Genomic DNA, 16,331 nt, shown 5'->3' on the forward strand with positions numbered 1-16,331 from the left:
ATCTCCCCCTATCCACGTCGTGAACATTGGGCCCTATTCCCTGCGCAACAACGTGTTCGTCGCCCCCATGGCGGGTGTGACCGACCGTCCGTTCCGCCAGTTGTGCAAGCAGCTGGGGGCGGGCTATGCCGTCTCGGAAATGGCCGCGTCCGATCCGCGCCTGTGGCAGAGCGAGAAGACCTCGCGCCGCATCAACCACGATGGCGAGATGGAACCCAAGGCGGTGCAGATCGCCGGGGCCGATCCGGTCATGCTGGCCGATTGCGCGAAGTACAACGTCGAGCGCGGTGCGCAGATCATCGACATCAACATGGGCTGCCCGGTCAAGAAGGTCTGCAACAGCTGGTGCGGTTCGGCCCTGCTGCAGGACGAGGAACTGGTGGCGCGCATCCTGGACGCGGTGGTCTCGGCGGTGGATGTGCCGGTGACCCTGAAATTCCGCACCGGCTGGAACCGCGCCAACAAGAACGCCCTCAAGATTGCCGCTCGCGCCGAGGCCGCCGGTATCGCCATGCTGACCCTGCACGGCCGCACCCGCGCCGACGGTTACAGCGGCGAGGCCGAGTACGAGACCATCGCCGCCGTGAAGGCTGCCGTGAAGATCCCGGTGGTGGCCAATGGCGACATCACCACCCCCGAGAAGGCGCGCGAAGTCCTGCGCCTGACCGGGGCCGACGCCGTCATGGTCGGCCGTGCAGCCCAGGGACGGCCCTGGATCTTCCGCGAGATCGATCACTTCCTGCGCACCGGCGAGCACCTGCCGGCACCGCTGGTGACCGAGGTGGCGCACCTGATGGATGAACACCTGCAAGCCCATTACGCCTTCTATGGCGACTACCTGGGCGTGCGCACGGCACGCAAGCACATCGGCTGGTATGTGCGCGACCTGCCGGGCGGCGAGACCTTCCGCCGCAGCATGAACCGCATCGAAGACTGCGGCCAGCAGTTGCAGGCGGTGCGGCAATTCTTTGCCGACCAGGCCGTGCATGGCGATCGCCTGCAATACGGACTGGCCGACGAGGTAGCCCTGGCCGCCTGAAGCAACACCGCAGGATGGCAGGACAGCACGACAGGACAATGGGGTTCGGATGCGCTGGCGCGAGCGGCAACAGCGGGCGCAATTGATCAACAACACGGCATCGCCACGCACCATCGCGCCCGGGGGAAAACGGCGCATTCGGGCTTGCGGGGTGGCGCCGACAAGAACAGAAGCAGCAGAACAATGAGCAAAGAAAGTATTGAGGATGTCGTCAAGAAGAGCCTGGAAAAATATTTCCGGGATCTGGGTGAACAGCTACCGACCAATGTCTACGACATGGTGCTGGCCACGGTCGAAAAACCGGTCTTCGAGACCGTGATGGCGCGCGCCGAGGGCAACCAGTCCCAGGCCGCCGAGATCCTCGGCATCAACCGCAACACGCTGCGCAAGAAGCTGCAGCAGCACGGCCTGCTGTAGCCGCCACCAGCCTTGCCGGCGCGCCAGAGCGGGCGCCGGGAGGGTGCGCGGGTGCAGTTTCCTTCCACGGTTTTTCAGGTTTCCTTTTCCTTACCAGTCTTGCCTACCATGATCAAACAAGCACTCATTTCCGTATCCGACAAGGCAGGCGTGCTCGACTTCGCGCGCGCACTGTCCGCCATGGGCGTCAACATCCTGTCCACCGGCGGCACCGCCAAGCTGCTGGCCGACAATGGCGTGCCGGTCACCGAAGTGGCCGACTACACCGGTTTCCCGGAAATGCTGGATGGCCGCGTGAAGACGCTGCATCCCAAGGTCCATGGCGGCATCCTGGCCCGTCGCGATTTCCCCGAGCACGTGGCTGCCCTCGAACAGCACGGCATCCCCACCATCGACATGGTGGTGGTGAACCTGTACCCGTTCCAGCAGACCGTGGCCAAGGATGAGTGCTCGCTGGAAGATGCGATCGAAAACATCGACATCGGCGGCCCGGCCATGCTGCGTTCCTCGGCCAAGAACCACAAGGACGTGATCGTCATCTGCGATCCGACCGATTATGAAGGCGTGCTGGCCGAGCTGAAGTCCGGTGGCGACCTGCCCTACGAAAAGCGCTTCGCGCTGGCCAAGAAGGTCTTCGCCCACACCGCGCAATACGATGGCGCCATCACCAATTACTTCACCGCCCTGGGTGAAGACAAGCAGCACAGCACCCGCAGCGCCTACCCCTCGACCCTGAACCTTCATTTCGAGAAGGTCCAGGACATGCGCTACGGCGAGAACCCGCACCAGAGCGCTGCCTTCTACCGCGACATCAAGAAGGTCGATGGCGCCCTGGCCAACTACACCCAGCTGCAGGGCAAGGAACTGTCCTTCAACAACATCGCCGATGCCGATGCGGCCTGGGAATGCGTCAAGAGCTTTGACCCTGCCACGGAAGCCGCCTGCGTCATCATCAAGCACGCCAACCCCTGCGGCGTGGCCATCGGTGCCCACCCGCTGGAAGCCTACAGCAAGGCCCTGCAGACCGACCCGACCTCGGCCTTCGGCGGCATCATCGCCTTCAACCGCGAAGTGGACGCCGCAGCGGCCGAAGCCGTGGCCAAGCAATTCCTGGAAGTGCTGATCGCCCCGTCTTTCAGCGCTGAAGCCAAGCAGATCTTCGCTGCCAAGCAGAACGTGCGCCTGCTGGAAATCCCGCTGGGCACCGGTCTGAATGGCTACGACTTCAAGCGTGTCGGCGGTGGCCTGCTGGTGCAGTCGCCGGACGCCAAGAATGTTCTGCTGGCCGATGTGAAGGTGGTCAGCAAGAAGCAGCCGACCCAGCAGCAACTGCAGGACCTGATGTTCGCCTGGCGCGTGGCCAAGTTCGTCAAGTCCAATGCCATCGTGTTCTGCGGCAATGGCATGACCTTGGGCGTCGGTGCCGGCCAGATGAGCCGTATCGATTCCGCACGCATCGCCTCCATCAAGGCGCAGAATGCCGGCCTGACCCTGGCCGGTTCGGCCGTGGCGTCGGATGCCTTCTTCCCGTTCCGCGATGGCCTGGATGTGGTGGTCGATGCCGGTGCCACCTGCGTCATCCACCCGGGTGGTTCCATGCGCGACCAGGAAGTCATCGATGCGGCCAATGAGCGCGATGTCGTCATGCTGCTGACGGGGACCCGTCACTTCCGTCACTGATCGCTGCCAGATCCGAAAAAAACGCCCGGCTTCATGCCGGGCGTTTTTGTTGGTGCTTCGTGTGCCGCAGTGCGCTGGGCTCAGCTGTTTTCGCTGATCATTCCTTCATGGATGGCAATGCGCGTCAAGGCCGCTTCAAACCGCTGCCGCGATTCCGAGGTCAGCTGCTGCAAGTATTGATGCAATTGTGCGTCAGCCACGTTGCGGTTGGCGCATTGCGCGCTGTAGCGCTCGAACTGCGACAGCTGCATCAGCAATTCCGCCACGTGACGGGGGCACTCGCAGGCCACCGTGGTGGACTGGTTGGCAAAGGCGATCAACTCATTGTCATCCCAGCGGCGCGGCGGGAGCGCCTTGTCGCCTGCCTCTTCATCGCGCGCCGGTGACGACAGCGCCGCCAGGCCGCGCAGCCATTGCAGGATCACCACGTCGGGCTGCGGCGCACGCAGCAGGCTGATGCCTACCGCCGCCAGCGTCTCGCACACCGCTTCACTGGCAAATCCATAGAGCACCGCCATGGGCAGCCCGCTCAGGGCCGGCGCCGAACTCTCCAGCGCCCCCAGCCAGCCGGCGTGCAACTGCGGCTCGTGCAGCAGCAGGGCATCCACTTCTTCCCGCTTCAAGGCCATGGCGGCCTGTTCGATGTTCTCGAACGGACCCAGCAATTGCAGCGGACGGCCCAAGCGCTGCAGCAGGCCGGGTTTGTCCAGGCGCTGCGCCAGGGTGGAGCCGATCACGGCCAGCCGCCATTGACCCTGCACCGCTTCCGGTGGCGTCGGACGGGCTGCGTGCAGTTCCGCGTGGGTGGCCGCCACTTGCTGCAGCTGATCCATATCCAGCCCGGCCAGGCTGCCGATGGCGTGGCCCAGTTCGGTCAACTGCCGGATCAGCGCCAGCCGGCGTACATCGGCTTCCGAATACAGGCGCTGGCCGCTGGGCGAGAGCTTGCCCTGGGTCAGTGCGTAGCGGCGCTCCCACACCCGCAGCGTGGCCACCGGCATGCGCAGCATGCGCGCCACGGCGCCAGTGCGGCGCAAGGCTTCGCCAGCAGGTTTGTCGGCCACAAGGGCCGGGGAAGTGGTCGGTTGCGCAAGGCTCATGATGGGCTCCGGTGAATCATGTTTGACACAGATTATAGACGCTAATTTGACGTCATGAGTCAAGTGTGAAGCATTTATTCAGTACAATCTTGAGTCATGAAACAGAAAAGCCAAGTCACTGGACATCGCGGCAACAAGGCGCACTTGCCCAGCAAGCCCTGCGCCGTGTGCGGCCTGCCCATGACCTGGCGGCGCGCCTGGGCCAAGAACTGGGACGAGGTCAAATACTGTTCCGAAGCCTGCCGCCGCAAGCGCGCCCACCCTGGCCTTTGAGGAGTCGAGCCATGTATCGCAAACATCAATTCGACCTGGTGCTGGATGCCCCTTCCCCGGAAGACGTACCCGCTGCACCCGCCGCCTCTGCTGTCGTCGCTGCGGTCCCCACGCCGCGACCGCTGGCGCTGCTGCCCCTGCAGCCGACCCTGGCCGCCGCGCGCGAGCGCATTGCCGCCGTGCGTCCCGGCGCCTATGCCCGCACCCGCAACAGCCTCGATGGCGCGGTGACCGGCTTGTCGCCCTATCTCACGCACGGTTTCGTCAGCCTGCGCGAGGTGCTGGCGGGCGTGTGCAGCCGCCAGGCGCTGGATGTGCAGCACAAGTTCGTCTATGAGCTGGGCTGGCGCGCCTTCTATCGCTACGTGTGGGCCAGGCGCGGGGCGCGCATTTTTGATTCGCTGCACGCCGGCCCGCTGCCGGAGTCGGCCTATGCGCGCGAACTGCCGGCCGATATCCGCGAGGCCGCCACCGGCCTGCCGGTGATCGACCAGGCCGTGCGCACCCTCTATGCCACCGGCACCCTGCACAACCACGCGCGCATGTGGCTGGCCAGCTATGTGGTGCATCTGCGCAAGGTGCATTGGCGCGCGGGGGCGGACTGGATGGTCGGCCATCTGCTGGATGGCGACCTGGCCAGCAATCACCTGAGCTGGCAGTGGGTGGCCGGGACCGGCAGCCACAAGCCTTATCTGTTCAATGCCGAGAACGTGGCCAAGTACGCCCCGGCCGAGTGGCATAGCCCGGGCACGGTGGTAGATACCACTTATGAAGCGTTGGGCGAAATCGCCCTCAATCCCGACCCGGTGGCCGCCGAACCCGCCCAGCGCGCGCGGGAGCGCTGCAAGGAGCCGGCCCTGCTGCCAGTGCCACCTGAACATTTGGGCAGTGTGAGCCCGGAGGCGGAAGCGGTAGCCGGGCGGGATGTCTGGCTGGTCCATCCGTGGAGCTTGGGCGAATTGCCCGCCGATCTGCCGGCTGACACTGTGGTGGTGGGCCTGTATCTGTCGGACTTCCATCTGCTCTGGCCCTGGGATCAGCGCCGCTGGGATTTCGTTGGTGCGCGCATGCGCGAGCTGACATCGCTGTGCTGGCATGGTGATGCCGCCACCGTCGGCCGTGCGCTGAAGTCTGCGCGCAGCGTGCGTTGTGTGGCCGATCCGCATCTGGCTCCCTGGCTGCCGCTGTGGGCGCAATGCGTAGCGGCACCGGAACTGTTCCCGGTGGTCGACAAGCCCAGCGACCTGTTCACCCAGTGGTGGCGTCGCAGCACGCAAGGCCTGCAGAGCGCCGCCGAGCTGCTGGCGCGCACCGAGCGCAAGGAGCGGCGCGATGGCGCAGCCTGACCCTGACCCTCGTGCGCCACAGGAAGAGATCACCGTGCTGTATGACGGTGCCTGTCCGCTGTGCCGGCGCGAGATCGGCGTGTACCAGCGCGGTGCGCAGGATGCCCCGCTGCGCTTTTGCGATATCAGCCGCGCGGATGTGCCCGCCACAGAGCTTCCTGCGGGCATGACGCGTGAGCAGTTGCTGGCGCGCTTCCATGTGCGTCGCGCTGATGGCGTGGTCTTCAGCGGTGCCGAGGCCTTCGTGAAGTTGTGGGCCACCTTGCCGGGATGGCGCTGGCTGGCCCGGCTGGTGCGTCTGCCCGGCATGCTGTGGCTGATGGAGCGCAGCTATCGCGGCTTCCTGCGCGTACGTCCGGCCGTGCAACGGCTGGTGGTGCGGCTCGAACGCCGCCAGGACCGAGGCTGACATGAGCGTCGGCCTGGTCTGGTTCAAGCGCGACCTGCGCTTGCGCGATCACGCGGCGCTGGCCGAGGCGGCACGGTGTGAGCGTGCGTTTGCGGTCTTCATCATCGAGCCTGCATGGTTGCAGAGTTTTGAATGCGATCCGCGTCATGTGGATTTCCTGTTGCGTTCCCTCGCCCCCTTGCAGATCGAATTGAAGCAGCGCGGCCTGCCGTTGCTGGTGCGCATTGGCGAGGCGGTGCAGGTATTGGAATCCTTGCGCCGCGAGCGGGGTGTGACCCATCTCTTCAGCCACGAAGAAACCGGCCCGGCCTGGAGCTATGCCCGCGATATTTCGGTGAACCGCTGGAGCCGCATCCAAGGCGTGCAGTGGCAGGAGTTTCCGCAAACCGGCGTGGTGCGCCGCCTGCGCAGCCGCGATGGCTGGGCCGCGCGCTGGGTGCAGCGCATGGAGGCAGCGCAGGTTGCCAATCCGGTCGGCTTCCTTGCGCCGCAAGGGATGCAGCCCGACAGGCTGCCCACATTGACCGAACTGGGTTTGCCCGAGGTGCGCCTGCAACCACCCGCTGGCGAGGCAGCGGCATGGGATACGCTGCGCGCCTTCCTCGGCGGCGGCGGGCGCGATTACCGGCGCGCCATGTCCAGTCCGTTGACCGCACCCGAAGCCTGCAGCCGGCTCAGTGCGCATCTGGCCTTCGGCACCATTTCCATGCGCAGCGTGCATCAGGCTACCGAGCTGGCCATCGAACACACGGCCGACCGCGAGCTGGCCTACGGCCTGCGCGGCTTTTCCAGTCGCTTGCGCTGGCATTGCCACTTCATGCAGAAGCTGGAAGACCAGCCCGATATCGAATGGCGCAACGTGGCGCGTTCGCTCGATGGCTTGCGTCCGGGCGATGGCGGTCCGTGGGGCGTGGAGGCGCAGGCGCGTTTCGATGCCTGGTGCGAAGGCCGTACCGGCTATCCCATGATCGATGCCTGCATGCGCCAGCTGTGCGCCACCGGCTGGCTCAACTTCCGCATGCGCGCCATGCTGGTCAGCTTTGCCGCCTATCACCTGTGGCTGCACTGGCGCGCGCCGGGGCTGTTCCTGGCGCGGCAGTTCCTGGATTTTGAGCCGGGCATCCACTGGAGCCAGATGCAGATGCAATCCGGTACCACCGGCATCAATACCCTGCGCATCTATTCGCCGGCCAAGCAGGCGCGCGATCATGATCCGCTGGGCCAGTACGTGCGGCGCTGGGTGCCGGAAGTCGGCACGGCGGCTTATCCCGACCCCATCGTGGATGAGAAGACGGCCCTCCAGCACGCCAAGGACGCCCTCTACGGCCAGCGCAGCAGCAGTACCGCGCGGGCCGAAGCCGATGCCATCCAGGACAAGCACGGCTCGCGCAAGAGCGGCCTGCCCGCGACCACCCAGCGCCGCCCGCGCCAGAAAACCGCGGATCCGGGGCAGGGCGTCTTGTTCTGACGCGGGATGCCCGCCTGATCGGTTAGACTGGCGGGCATGAAAATCCTCGGCATCGACCCTGGCTTGCGCACCACCGGTTTCGGGGTCATCCACAAGCAGGGCAACACGCTCTCCTATATCGCTTCCGGCACCATCAAGACGCCGGATGGCGACCTGCCTTCACGCCTGAAGGTGATCCTGGCCAGCGTCGGCGAAGTGGTGAAGTCCTATGCACCGGACTGCGCGGCCATCGAAAAAGTGTTCGTCAACGTCAATCCGCAATCCACCCTGCTGTTGGGGCAGGCGCGCGGCGCGGCCATTTGCGCGCTGGTGGCCGCCGACCTGGCGGTAGCTGAATACACCGCCTTGCAGGTCAAGCAGGCCGTAGCCGGCCACGGACGCGCCCAGAAGGCGCAGGTGCAGGAGATGGTGGCGCGGCTGCTGAAGCTGCCCGGCCTGCCGGGCACCGATGCTGCCGACGCGCTGGGCGTGGCGATCTGCCATGCGCATGGGGGAGGGTTTTTGTCGGACCTCGGCGCGCTGGCCCCGGCGCTGGCGCGCAAGGGCATCCGCATGCGTGGCGGGCGTCTGGTCGGTTAGTTTTTTTTCTTGAAGAGCGACAGTACGCGCTGCACCAGCTTCACCATCACCAGCACCACTGCCCCTGCGACCACGCCGAAGAGGGCATTCAAGACCGCCGGAGTGATCGCCCCGAGGACCGGTCCGACTACCGCCACACCCTCCACGGCTTGCGCCGCCGCCTCGATGGCGTGATGCGCGAAAGGCAGGCCGTGGGTCAGGATGCCGCCGCCGACCATGAACATGGCAATCGTCCCGATCACCGACAGGCTGCGCATCATCTTCGGGGCCGCCGCCAGGACGGCCCGGCCGATACCGGCCTTGAAGCGTCCCCAGGCGCTCGCGCCCGCATGCTGCACCAGATAGAGGCCGCCGTCATCGAGCTTGACGATCCCGGCCACCAGCCCATACACGCCCGCCGTCATGATCAGGGCAATGCCCACCAGCACCGTGATCTGCTGCTGCAGGGGGGCACCGGCGACGGTACCCAGGGTGATGGCGATGATCTCGGCCGAGAGGATGAAGTCGGTGCGCACGGCATCCTTGATCTTTTCCTGCTCGTAGACCAGCGGATCGACGTCGTCGTCCGCCTTGGCGGCGACTTCATGATGTTCCTCATCGTGGGGAAGATACTTGTGCGCCAGTTTCTCGAAGCCCTCAAAGCAGAGGAAAGCGCCGCCCAGCATCAGCAGCGGCGTCACCGCCCAGGGGATGAAGGCGCTGATGGCCAGTGCCGCCGGCACCAGGATGGCCTTGTTCTTCAGCGAGCCCTTGGCGACCGCCCAGACCACCGGCAATTCCCGCTCGGCGCGCACGCCCGCGACCTGCTGGGCATTGAGGGCCAGGTCGTCGCCCAGCACGCCGGCCGTCTTCTTGGCGGCCACCTTGGTCATCAGGGAAACGTCATCGAGCACGGTGGCGATGTCGTCAATCAATGCGAAGAAGGCGCTACCGGCCATGTTTTTCCTTTGTCTTCATCTCTGCGGGGTGGCTTGGATACTGTTTATCCGAACAGTGCTGTATCATCGCGGGATTATCACAGAAGCTGCCTCCCACGCACATCCCTGACGCCATGATCGGTCGCCTCTCCGGAATTCTTCTAGAAAAAATCCCCCCGAACCTGCTGGTCGACTGCCAGGGCGTCGGTTACGAAGTGGCCGTGCCCATGAGCACCTACTACAACCTGCCGGGCCTGGGTGAAAAGGTCACGCTGCTGACCCACCTGGCCATCCGGGAGGATGCGCACATCCTGTTCGGGTTTGGGACCGCCGAAGAACGCAATACGTTCAAGGAGCTCATCAAGATTTCCGGCGTGGGCGCGCGCACGGCGCTGTCCATCCTCTCCGGCATGTCGGTGGCCGACCTGGCCCAGGCCGTGACCCTGCAGGAAGCCGGCCGCCTGACCCGCGTGCCCGGCATCGGCAAGAAGACCGCCGAACGCCTGCTGCTGGAACTGAAGGGCAAGTTCGGTGCCGATCTTGGCGCGGTGGCCGGCGTGGTCCACAGCGACGCCTCGGCCGACATCCTCAACGCCCTGCTGGCGCTGGGCTATTCGGACAAGGAAGCGACCCTGGCCATGAAGCAGGTGCCCAAGGACAGCAGCGTCTCGGACGGCATCAAGCTGGCCCTCAAGGCGCTCTCCAAGGGCTGAGCCCGGCCAGACAAGGATTAGAGCATGAGCATCCAGACCGACGATTTCTCCGAACAGCGCATCATCTCCGCCACCCCGGCCTCGGCCAACGAGGAAGCCATCGAGCGCGCCCTGCGGCCCAAGCAGCTGGACGAATACGTCGGCCAGGAAAAGGTGCGCGCCCAGCTCGAAATCTTCATTTCGGCCGCCCGCAAGCGTGGCGAGCCGCTCGACCACACCTTGCTGTTCGGTCCGCCCGGCCTGGGCAAGACCACCATGGCCCACATCATCGCCCGCGAGATGGGCGTGAACCTGCGCCAGACCTCGGGCCCGGTGCTGGAGCGCGCCGGCGACCTGGCCGCGCTGCTGACCAATCTCGAAGCCAATGACGTGCTCTTCATCGACGAGATCCACCGCATGTCGCCGGTGGTGGAGGAAATCCTCTACCCGGCGCTGGAAGATTATCAGATCGACATCATGATCGGCGAAGGTCCGGCCGCCCGCTCGGTGCGCCTGGACCTGCAGCCTTTCACGCTGGTGGGCGCCACCACCCGCGCCGGCATGCTGACCAATCCGCTGCGCGACCGCTTCGGCATCGTCGCCCGGCTGGAGTTCTATACACCGCCCGAGCTGGCCCGCATCGTTACCCGCAGCGCCGGGTTGTTGAATGCGCCCATCGTCGAGGAAGGCGCGCTGGAAATCGCCCGCCGCAGCCGTGGCACGCCGCGTATCGCCAACCGCCTGCTGCGCCGCGTGCGTGACTATGCCGAGGTCAAGGGCGAAGGCCGCATCACCCGCGAGATGGCCGACGCCGCCCTGGTGATGCTGGACGTGGACCCGGTCGGCTTCGACCTGATGGACCGCAAGCTGCTGGAAGCCGTGCTCTTCAAGTTCGGCGGCGGCCCGGTCGGGTTGGACAACCTGGCAGCAGCCATCGGTGAAGAACGCGACACCATCGAAGACGTGCTGGAGCCCTACCTGATCCAGCAAGGCTACCTGCAGCGCACGCCGCGCGGGCGCATCGCCACGGGCCTGGCCTATCAGCATTTCGGCGTGACCGCCCCGCAAAGCGGTCCCAACGGCGAACTCTGGGGCGGCTGAGCTCGGCCATTCCCAAGCTGGACAGCACTGTTGCAGCCGCTGAAAAACAGCATGACGCACAGCAGGTCAATCAGATGAAATTTTTGTCAGATCTCGTATAAAAGCGAGTTTTTGCTTGTGCAAAAATTAATCGTCATCGACAATGGATAGCTATTCACTATCTTTCGATGTGAGCCCTCCATGCTAATGTCGAGCCAAGCCCTTCGATACGCGCATCAGCTGCTGGATGCCCGCGCCCAGTCCCGGATCATCCCGCGCATTTCCGAGTCCGAGCCGCTGTCGGTGGAAGACGCCTACGAAATCGCCCACAACATCCGCAATATCCGTGTCGCCCAAGGCGAGCAGCCGATCGGCCGCAAGATCGGCTTTGTGGTGCGCAAGAACTGGGAGCGCTACGGCATCATCGACGATGCCCGCATCCCGACCTGGGCGCCGATGTACGACGCCACGGTGCGCTTCGCCGAAGACAACCACGGCGCGCAATCGCTTACCGGTGCGGTGCAGCCGCGCATCGAGCCGGAGATCGTCTTCAAGCTTGGCAAGACCCCGGCGCCCGGGGCCTCGCTCATTGAACTGGCCGATTGCCTGGAGTGGATGGCGCATGGCTTCGAGATCGTGGTCTGTCCTTTCCCCAACTGGGAATTCACCGTAGCTGATTCGATTGCCGCCTTCGGCCTGCATGGCACCCTGATCGTGGGCGAGCCCCATGTGCTGTCCTCGGCAACCAAGCACCACCTGCCGCAGATCCTGGCCAGCGCCAGCGTATCCCTGTCCTGCAATACGGAGTCCTCCAGCGTGCTGCGTGCCGCCGGCTTCTGCAACGACGAGATGGACAGCCCGCTGCACGCCCTGTGGCACCTGCACCAGCTGCTGCAGAAGCAGTCGCGCTTCCGCCAGCTGCAGGCCGGCGAGATCATCAGTACCGGTACCTGGACCGATGCCTGTCCCATCGAGCCCGGCCAGACCTGGACCACCGCTTTCTCGGGCGTGACCCTGCCGGGCCTGACCGTGTCCTTCGTCTGACGCGGGCGAACGCACACTGATGGCGATCTGGGTGGATGCCGATGCCTGTCCGGGCGTCATCAAGGACATGCTGTTCCGGGTGGCTGAGCGCACCACGATCATCGTGACGCTGGTGGCCAACCGTCCCTTGCGCACGCCGCCTTCGCGCTACATCAAATCCATGGTGGTGCCGGCCGGCTTCGACGTGGCCGACAAGGAAATCGCCCGCCAATGTGAACCCGGCGACCTGGTCATCACCGCCGACATCCCGCTGGCCGCCGATGTGGTGGCAAAGGGCGCGCTGGCGCTCAATCCGCGCGGCGAACTCTATACGGCGCAGAACATCGGCCATCACCTCAGCACCCGCAATTTCATGGAAGAGCTGCGCAGCAGCGGCGTGGAGACCGGCGGCCCGGCCGCCTTCAGCGCCAGCGACGGCCGCGCCTTCGCCCGCGAGCTGGACCGTTACGTGCTCAAAGCTTCACGTCCGGCCTGATCGGGCCGGCGTTACTGCTCCCGCAGCCAGGTCTGGGTGCGGCCCAGCATCGGCATGCCGACATAACCGCGCACATTGAGCTTTTGCCCGTCATCGACGACCGTCAGCTTGCTCTTGTAGACCTTGCCATTGGCCGGATCGATGATCTGGCCGCCGTTGTATTCCTCGCCGTCCTTCTTCAGGCCCGACAGGATGGTCATGCCGATGACCGGCTTGTCCTTCAACTCGCCTTCGCACTTCTGGCAGACCGGGTTCTGGTCTTCTTCCGGCGCACGGAAGAGCTTCTCGATCTTGCCGCTCAGTTCGCCATTGTTCTCGCTGATGCGGATGAGCGCCTTGGGCTTGCCGGTGGCGTCATCGATGCTCTTCCACAAGCCCAACGGCGAGCCATCGGCCCAGGCGGCAGCACTGGCCAGCAAAGTAGCAGCCAGCAGCGACAGCGTGGCCAGGCGGGAAGGGGAGGAAATACGGTTCATGCTGGTCTCCTGTTATCAAGTCGAATGCCATAAAAAAGCACGATTGTTCTAATTTTTTCGATCCAGTCTAGACAAGCCCGCGCTGCAAGGCAAGCACAAAAAAAAGCCGCCGCCCGCAAGGGGACGACGGCTTCATGAAGAAACAGGCCGGCTTACTTGAGCTTGGCCAGCTGTTCCTTCACCTTTTCCAGCGTAGCGCTGAAGTTGGCGACACGTTCCTTTTCCTGCGCCACCACGGCCTCGGGCGCACGGGCCACGAAGCTTTCATTGGACAGCTTGCCGTTGGCCTTGGCGATCTCGCCGGTCAGGCGGGTGACTTCCTTGCCCAGGCGTTCACGCTCGGCGGCCACATCGATTTCCACCTTCAGCATCAGCTTGACTTCGCCGACGATGGCCACCGGTGCCGGCGACTCCGGCAGTTGCGGCACCACCGTGGCTTCCGACAGGCGCACCAGGCCTTGCAGGTAGGGCAGGAAGGATTCCACGGCCGACGCATCGGCGGCTTCCACGATCAGCGGCACGCGCAGCGACGGCGCCAGTTGCATCTCGCCGCGCAGGTTGCGGCAGGCATCGGTGTAGGCCTTGAACTGGGCAACCCAGGCTTCGGCATCGGTATCGATCTTTTCCAGGTCGGGACGCGGATAGGCCTGGCGCATGATGGAGTCGCCCGCCGGATCCGGCTTGCGGTCGGTCAGCGGGGCCACGCTTTGCCACAGCTGCTCGGTGATGAAGGGCAGCACCGGATGCGCCAGGCGCAGCACGCTTTCCAGCACGCGCAAGAGCGTGCGGCGGGTCGCGCGCTGTTGCGCTTCATTGCCGCTCTGGATCTGGGCCTTGGCCATTTCCAGGTACCAGTCGCAGTACTCGTCCCAGACGAACTTGTAGATGGCAGTGGCGATGTTGTCGAAGCGGTAGTCGGCAAAGCCCTTTTCGACTTCGGCTTCGGTACGCTGCAAGAGCGACACGATCCAGCGGTCAGCCTTGGAGAACTGCAGTTTTTCCTTGTCGCAGACGCCCTTCTCGTGGCCGTCGAATCCGCAGTCCTGGCCTTCGGTATTCATCAGCACGAAGCGGGTGGCGTTCCACAGCTTGTTGCAGAAGTTGCGATAGCCTTCGCAGCGGTTCAGGTCGAAGTTGATGTTGCGGCCCAGGGTCGCCAGCGAGGCGAAGGTGAAGCGCAGCGCATCGGTGCCGAAGGCCGGGATGCCATCGGCGAATTCCTTGCGGGTAGCCTTCTCGATGCTGGCTGCCTGCTTGGGATTCATCAGGCCGACGGTGCGCTTGGCCACCAGTTCATCCACGCCGATGCCATCGATCAGGTCGATCGGGTCCAGCGTGTTGCCCTTGGACTTGGACATCTTCTGGCCAGAAGCATCGCGCACCAGGCCGTGCACGTAGACGGTGTCAAACGGCACCTTGCCGGTGAAGTGCGTGGTCATCATGACCATGCGCGCCACCCAGAAGAAGATGATGTCAAAGCCCGTCACCAGCACCGAGGAGGGCAGGAACAGCTTGTAGTCCGGCGTTTCTTCCGGCCAGCCCAGGGTGGAGAAGGGCACCAGCGCCGAGGAGAACCAGGTGTCGAGCACGTCTTCATCGCGCTTGACGGCACGGCCGCCGGCTTGCTTCTTCGCTTCTTCTTCGGTGCGGGCGACGTAGATGCCACCGTCCTCGTCGTACCAGGCCGGGATCTGGTGTCCCCACCACAGTTGGCGCGAGATGCACCAGTCCTGGATGTTGTTGAGCCACTGGTTGTAGGTGTTGGTCCAGTTCTCGGGGACGAACTTGATCTCGCCCGAGGCAACTTTTTCCAGCGCCGTTTCGGCAATCGACTTGCCGGGGAAGTAAGTCCCTTCCGGTGCCGGCTTGCTCATGGCCACGAACCACTGGTCGGTCAGCATCGGCTCGATCACCACGCCGGTACGGTCGCCACGCGGCACCATCAGCTTGTGCGGCTTGACCTGTTCCAAGAGGCCCAGTGCGTCCAGGTCGGCCACGATCTGCTTGCGCGCCTCGAAGCGGTCCAGGCCCTGGTACTTCTCGGGCGAGTTCTCGTTGATGGTGGCTTTCAAGGTGAAGACGCTGATCATTTCCAGGTTGTGGCGTGCGCCCACCTGGTAGTCGTTGAAGTCGTGCGCCGGGGTGATCTTCACGCAGCCGGTGCCGAATTCCTTGTCGACGTATTCATCCTTGATGATGGGGATCTCGCGGCCCACCAGCGGCAGCTTGATCATCTTGCCCACCAGCGCGGCGTAGCGCTCGTCGGTCGGGTCCACGGCCACGGCGACGTCGCCCAGCATGGTTTCCGGACGGGTGGTGGCCACCACGATATGGCCGCTGCCATCGGCCAGCGGGTACTTGATGTGCCACATGGAGCCGTCTTCTTCTTCCGACACCACTTCCAGGTCGGAGACGGCGGTGCCCAGCACCGGGTCCCAGTTCACCAGGCGCTTGCCACGGTAGATCAGGCCCTGCTCGTAGAGGCGCACGAAGACTTCGGTGACGGCCTTGGACATCTTGGGGTCCATCGTGAAGTATTCACGGGCCCAGTCGGTGGAGGCGCCCATGCGGCGCATCTGGCCGGTGATGGTGGAGCCGGATTTTTCTTTCCACTCCCACACCTTCTCGACGAATTTTTCACGGCCCAGGTCGTGGCGCGAGATCTTCTGCGCATCCAGCTGGCGTTCCACCACGATCTGGGTAGCGATGCCGGCGTGGTCGGTGCCGGGGATCCAGGCAGTGTTGTGACCGCGCATGCGGTGGTAGCGCGTCAGGCCATCCATGATGGTCTGGTTGAACGCGTGACCCATGTGCAGGGTGCCGGTCACATTGGGCGGCGGCAGCTGGATGGAAAACGAGGGCTTCTCCGCGTCGGTGGTGGCGGCGAAGTAACCGCGCTTTTCCCACTCCTCGCGCCAGAATTTCTCAATCTCGGCGGGCTCGAACGACTTGGCTAATTCCATGATTTGACGTGTGTTTTTGCGAAACCCAAGATTATAAGGGACGGACAGGGCAAATCTCACCACAGGCGCGAAATTGACGCGCTCAACGCCGGTCTTGGGCCGCCCGCCAATCCATTGCCCCAGGGCATGTTGCCCGGTCAGAATGCTGCGCTGCACATCCAGCCCATCCGAAATGAAGCCTTGTTCCTCACGCCAATTGGAGTAGAATCCGGCCCACGACAAGGGCTGCGCAAGTGGCCCGCGTCGCATCGCTAGGGGTCCTGGCACCGGAGCACATGCTCTGGCAGCCGGGTGAGAAATACCCTTGAACCTGATCTGGATAATGCCAGCGAAGGGAAGCAACCGGCAGCATGACGCACCTACGGCCCTGTAT

At 64.4% G+C, this 16,331-nt stretch carries 16 protein-coding genes and 1 riboswitch; of the genes, 12 read left to right on the forward strand and 4 right to left on the reverse strand.

Annotated features, from left to right (window positions below):
- Positions 1 to 19 precede the first annotated feature (19 nt).
- From dusB to purH, 3 genes are all read left to right on the forward strand, one after another.
- Positions 20 to 1,039 (forward strand): tRNA dihydrouridine synthase DusB, encoded by a 1,020-nt coding sequence (gene dusB, locus ACLRDN_RS02080; protein ID WP_343741405.1) that lies wholly within the window; start codon positions 20 to 22, stop codon positions 1,037 to 1,039.
- Between the two features lie 183 nt (positions 1,040 to 1,222).
- Positions 1,223 to 1,456, forward strand: coding sequence for a Fis family transcriptional regulator (locus ACLRDN_RS02085; RefSeq protein ID WP_006463627.1), 234 nt, complete (start codon positions 1,223 to 1,225; stop codon positions 1,454 to 1,456).
- Between the two features lie 108 nt (positions 1,457 to 1,564).
- Complete coding sequence (purH, locus tag ACLRDN_RS02090; protein ID WP_039789248.1) at positions 1,565 to 3,136, forward strand: bifunctional phosphoribosylaminoimidazolecarboxamide formyltransferase/IMP cyclohydrolase; 1,572 nt, start codon at positions 1,565 to 1,567, stop codon at positions 3,134 to 3,136.
- Positions 3,137 to 3,216: 80 nt separating this feature from the next.
- Here purH and ACLRDN_RS02095 read toward each other — a convergent pair whose 3' ends face one another.
- Complete coding sequence (locus ACLRDN_RS02095; protein ID WP_413458762.1) at positions 3,217 to 4,236, reverse strand: MerR family transcriptional regulator; 1,020 nt, start codon at positions 4,234 to 4,236, stop codon at positions 3,217 to 3,219.
- A 96-nt stretch (positions 4,237 to 4,332) separates the two neighbouring features.
- Between ACLRDN_RS02095 and ACLRDN_RS02100 the strand changes: the two genes are divergently transcribed.
- From ACLRDN_RS02100 to ruvC, 5 genes are read left to right on the forward strand one after another with little or no spacing between them, the layout of a single operon-like run.
- The gene (locus ACLRDN_RS02100; protein WP_084320263.1) at positions 4,333 to 4,509 is read left to right on the forward strand and encodes a DUF2256 domain-containing protein; all 177 of its coding nucleotides are present in this window, start codon (positions 4,333 to 4,335) and stop codon (positions 4,507 to 4,509) included.
- A gap of 11 nt (positions 4,510 to 4,520) precedes the next feature.
- Positions 4,521 to 5,855, forward strand: a complete 1,335-nt coding sequence (locus tag ACLRDN_RS02105) for an FAD-binding domain-containing protein (RefSeq protein ID WP_413458763.1) — start codon at positions 4,521 to 4,523, stop codon at positions 5,853 to 5,855.
- A complete protein-coding gene (locus ACLRDN_RS02110) occupies positions 5,842 to 6,264 on the forward strand; it encodes a thiol-disulfide oxidoreductase DCC family protein (protein ID WP_413458764.1) in 423 nt (140 codons plus the stop codon). The genes ACLRDN_RS02105 and ACLRDN_RS02110 overlap by 14 nt, the downstream gene beginning before the upstream one ends.
- A 1-nt stretch (position 6,265) precedes the next feature.
- Complete coding sequence (locus ACLRDN_RS02115; protein ID WP_413458765.1) at positions 6,266 to 7,732, forward strand: FAD-binding domain-containing protein; 1,467 nt, start codon at positions 6,266 to 6,268, stop codon at positions 7,730 to 7,732.
- A gap of 36 nt (positions 7,733 to 7,768) precedes the next feature.
- Positions 7,769 to 8,311, forward strand: a complete 543-nt coding sequence (ruvC, locus tag ACLRDN_RS02120) for a crossover junction endodeoxyribonuclease RuvC (protein ID WP_413458766.1) — start codon at positions 7,769 to 7,771, stop codon at positions 8,309 to 8,311.
- Here ruvC and ACLRDN_RS02125 read toward each other — a convergent pair.
- A complete protein-coding gene (locus tag ACLRDN_RS02125; protein WP_413458767.1) occupies positions 8,308 to 9,249 on the reverse strand; it encodes a DUF808 domain-containing protein in 942 nt (313 codons plus the stop codon). The two genes, ruvC and ACLRDN_RS02125, sit on opposite strands and share 4 nt — an antisense overlap.
- A gap of 113 nt (positions 9,250 to 9,362) precedes the next feature.
- On the opposite strand from ACLRDN_RS02125, the gene ruvA reads away from it, so the two are divergent.
- From ruvA to ACLRDN_RS02145, 4 genes are all read left to right on the forward strand, one after another.
- Positions 9,363 to 9,941 (forward strand): Holliday junction branch migration protein RuvA, encoded by a 579-nt coding sequence (ruvA, locus tag ACLRDN_RS02130; RefSeq protein ID WP_413458768.1) that lies wholly within the window; start codon positions 9,363 to 9,365, stop codon positions 9,939 to 9,941.
- Positions 9,942 to 9,965: 24 nt separating this feature from the next.
- On the forward strand, positions 9,966 to 11,021 hold the full coding sequence (gene ruvB, locus ACLRDN_RS02135) for a Holliday junction branch migration DNA helicase RuvB (protein WP_413458769.1): 1,056 nt from the start codon (positions 9,966 to 9,968) through the stop codon (positions 11,019 to 11,021).
- Positions 11,022 to 11,201: 180 nt separating this feature from the next.
- A complete protein-coding gene (locus ACLRDN_RS02140; protein ID WP_413458770.1) occupies positions 11,202 to 12,044 on the forward strand; it encodes a 2-keto-4-pentenoate hydratase in 843 nt (280 codons plus the stop codon).
- 19 nt (positions 12,045 to 12,063) lie between these two features.
- Positions 12,064 to 12,519: a YaiI/YqxD family protein gene (locus tag ACLRDN_RS02145; RefSeq protein WP_413458771.1), complete on the forward strand. Its 456-nt coding sequence runs from the start codon at positions 12,064 to 12,066 to the stop codon at positions 12,517 to 12,519.
- Between the two features lie 11 nt (positions 12,520 to 12,530).
- Here the strand turns inward: ACLRDN_RS02145 and ACLRDN_RS02150 are convergent, their stop codons facing one another.
- Together ACLRDN_RS02150 and ACLRDN_RS02155 are read right to left on the reverse strand one after the other, a co-directional pair.
- A complete protein-coding gene (locus ACLRDN_RS02150; protein ID WP_413458772.1) occupies positions 12,531 to 12,995 on the reverse strand; it encodes a DUF2147 domain-containing protein in 465 nt (154 codons plus the stop codon).
- Positions 12,996 to 13,147: 152 nt separating this feature from the next.
- Entirely contained in the window at positions 13,148 to 15,958 is a 2,811-nt protein-coding gene (locus ACLRDN_RS02155; protein WP_413458773.1) for a valine--tRNA ligase, read from the reverse strand.
- Between the two features lie 243 nt (positions 15,959 to 16,201).
- Positions 16,202 to 16,312, forward strand: a riboswitch (TPP riboswitch).
- The last annotated feature ends 19 nt before the right edge of the window (positions 16,313 to 16,331 follow it).

This window comes from Herbaspirillum huttiense, from assembly GCF_047300815.1.
In the GTDB taxonomy this organism is placed as follows: Bacteria; Pseudomonadota; Gammaproteobacteria; order Burkholderiales; family Burkholderiaceae_D; genus Herbaspirillum; species Herbaspirillum huttiense_A.

What these genes read in the sequence shown, in the direction of transcription:
- ACLRDN_RS02085 (WP_006463627.1), top strand. Translation starts at nt 1,223, where the DNA reads ATGAGCAAAGAAAGTATTGAGGATGTCGTCAAGAAGAGCCTGGAAAAA.
- purH (WP_039789248.1), top strand. Translation starts at nt 1,565, where the DNA reads ATGATCAAACAAGCACTCATTTCCGTATCCGACAAGGCAGGCGTGCTC.
- ACLRDN_RS02095 (WP_413458762.1), bottom strand. Translation starts at nt 4,236, where the DNA reads ATGAGCCTTGCGCAACCGACCACTTCCCCGGCCCTTGTGGCCGACAAA.
- ACLRDN_RS02100 (WP_084320263.1), top strand. Translation starts at nt 4,333, where the DNA reads ATGAAACAGAAAAGCCAAGTCACTGGACATCGCGGCAACAAGGCGCAC.
- ACLRDN_RS02105 (WP_413458763.1), top strand. Translation starts at nt 4,521, where the DNA reads ATGTATCGCAAACATCAATTCGACCTGGTGCTGGATGCCCCTTCCCCG.
- ACLRDN_RS02110 (WP_413458764.1), top strand. Translation starts at nt 5,842, where the DNA reads ATGGCGCAGCCTGACCCTGACCCTCGTGCGCCACAGGAAGAGATCACC.
- ACLRDN_RS02115 (WP_413458765.1), top strand. Translation starts at nt 6,266, where the DNA reads ATGAGCGTCGGCCTGGTCTGGTTCAAGCGCGACCTGCGCTTGCGCGAT.
- ruvC (WP_413458766.1), top strand. Translation starts at nt 7,769, where the DNA reads ATGAAAATCCTCGGCATCGACCCTGGCTTGCGCACCACCGGTTTCGGG.
- ACLRDN_RS02125 (WP_413458767.1), bottom strand. Translation starts at nt 9,249, where the DNA reads ATGGCCGGTAGCGCCTTCTTCGCATTGATTGACGACATCGCCACCGTG.
- ruvA (WP_413458768.1), top strand. Translation starts at nt 9,363, where the DNA reads ATGATCGGTCGCCTCTCCGGAATTCTTCTAGAAAAAATCCCCCCGAAC.
- ruvB (WP_413458769.1), top strand. Translation starts at nt 9,966, where the DNA reads ATGAGCATCCAGACCGACGATTTCTCCGAACAGCGCATCATCTCCGCC.
- ACLRDN_RS02140 (WP_413458770.1), top strand. Translation starts at nt 11,202, where the DNA reads ATGCTAATGTCGAGCCAAGCCCTTCGATACGCGCATCAGCTGCTGGAT.
- ACLRDN_RS02145 (WP_413458771.1), top strand. Translation starts at nt 12,064, where the DNA reads ATGGCGATCTGGGTGGATGCCGATGCCTGTCCGGGCGTCATCAAGGAC.
- ACLRDN_RS02150 (WP_413458772.1), bottom strand. Translation starts at nt 12,995, where the DNA reads ATGAACCGTATTTCCTCCCCTTCCCGCCTGGCCACGCTGTCGCTGCTG.
- ACLRDN_RS02155 (WP_413458773.1), bottom strand. Translation starts at nt 15,958, where the DNA reads ATGGAATTAGCCAAGTCGTTCGAGCCCGCCGAGATTGAGAAATTCTGG.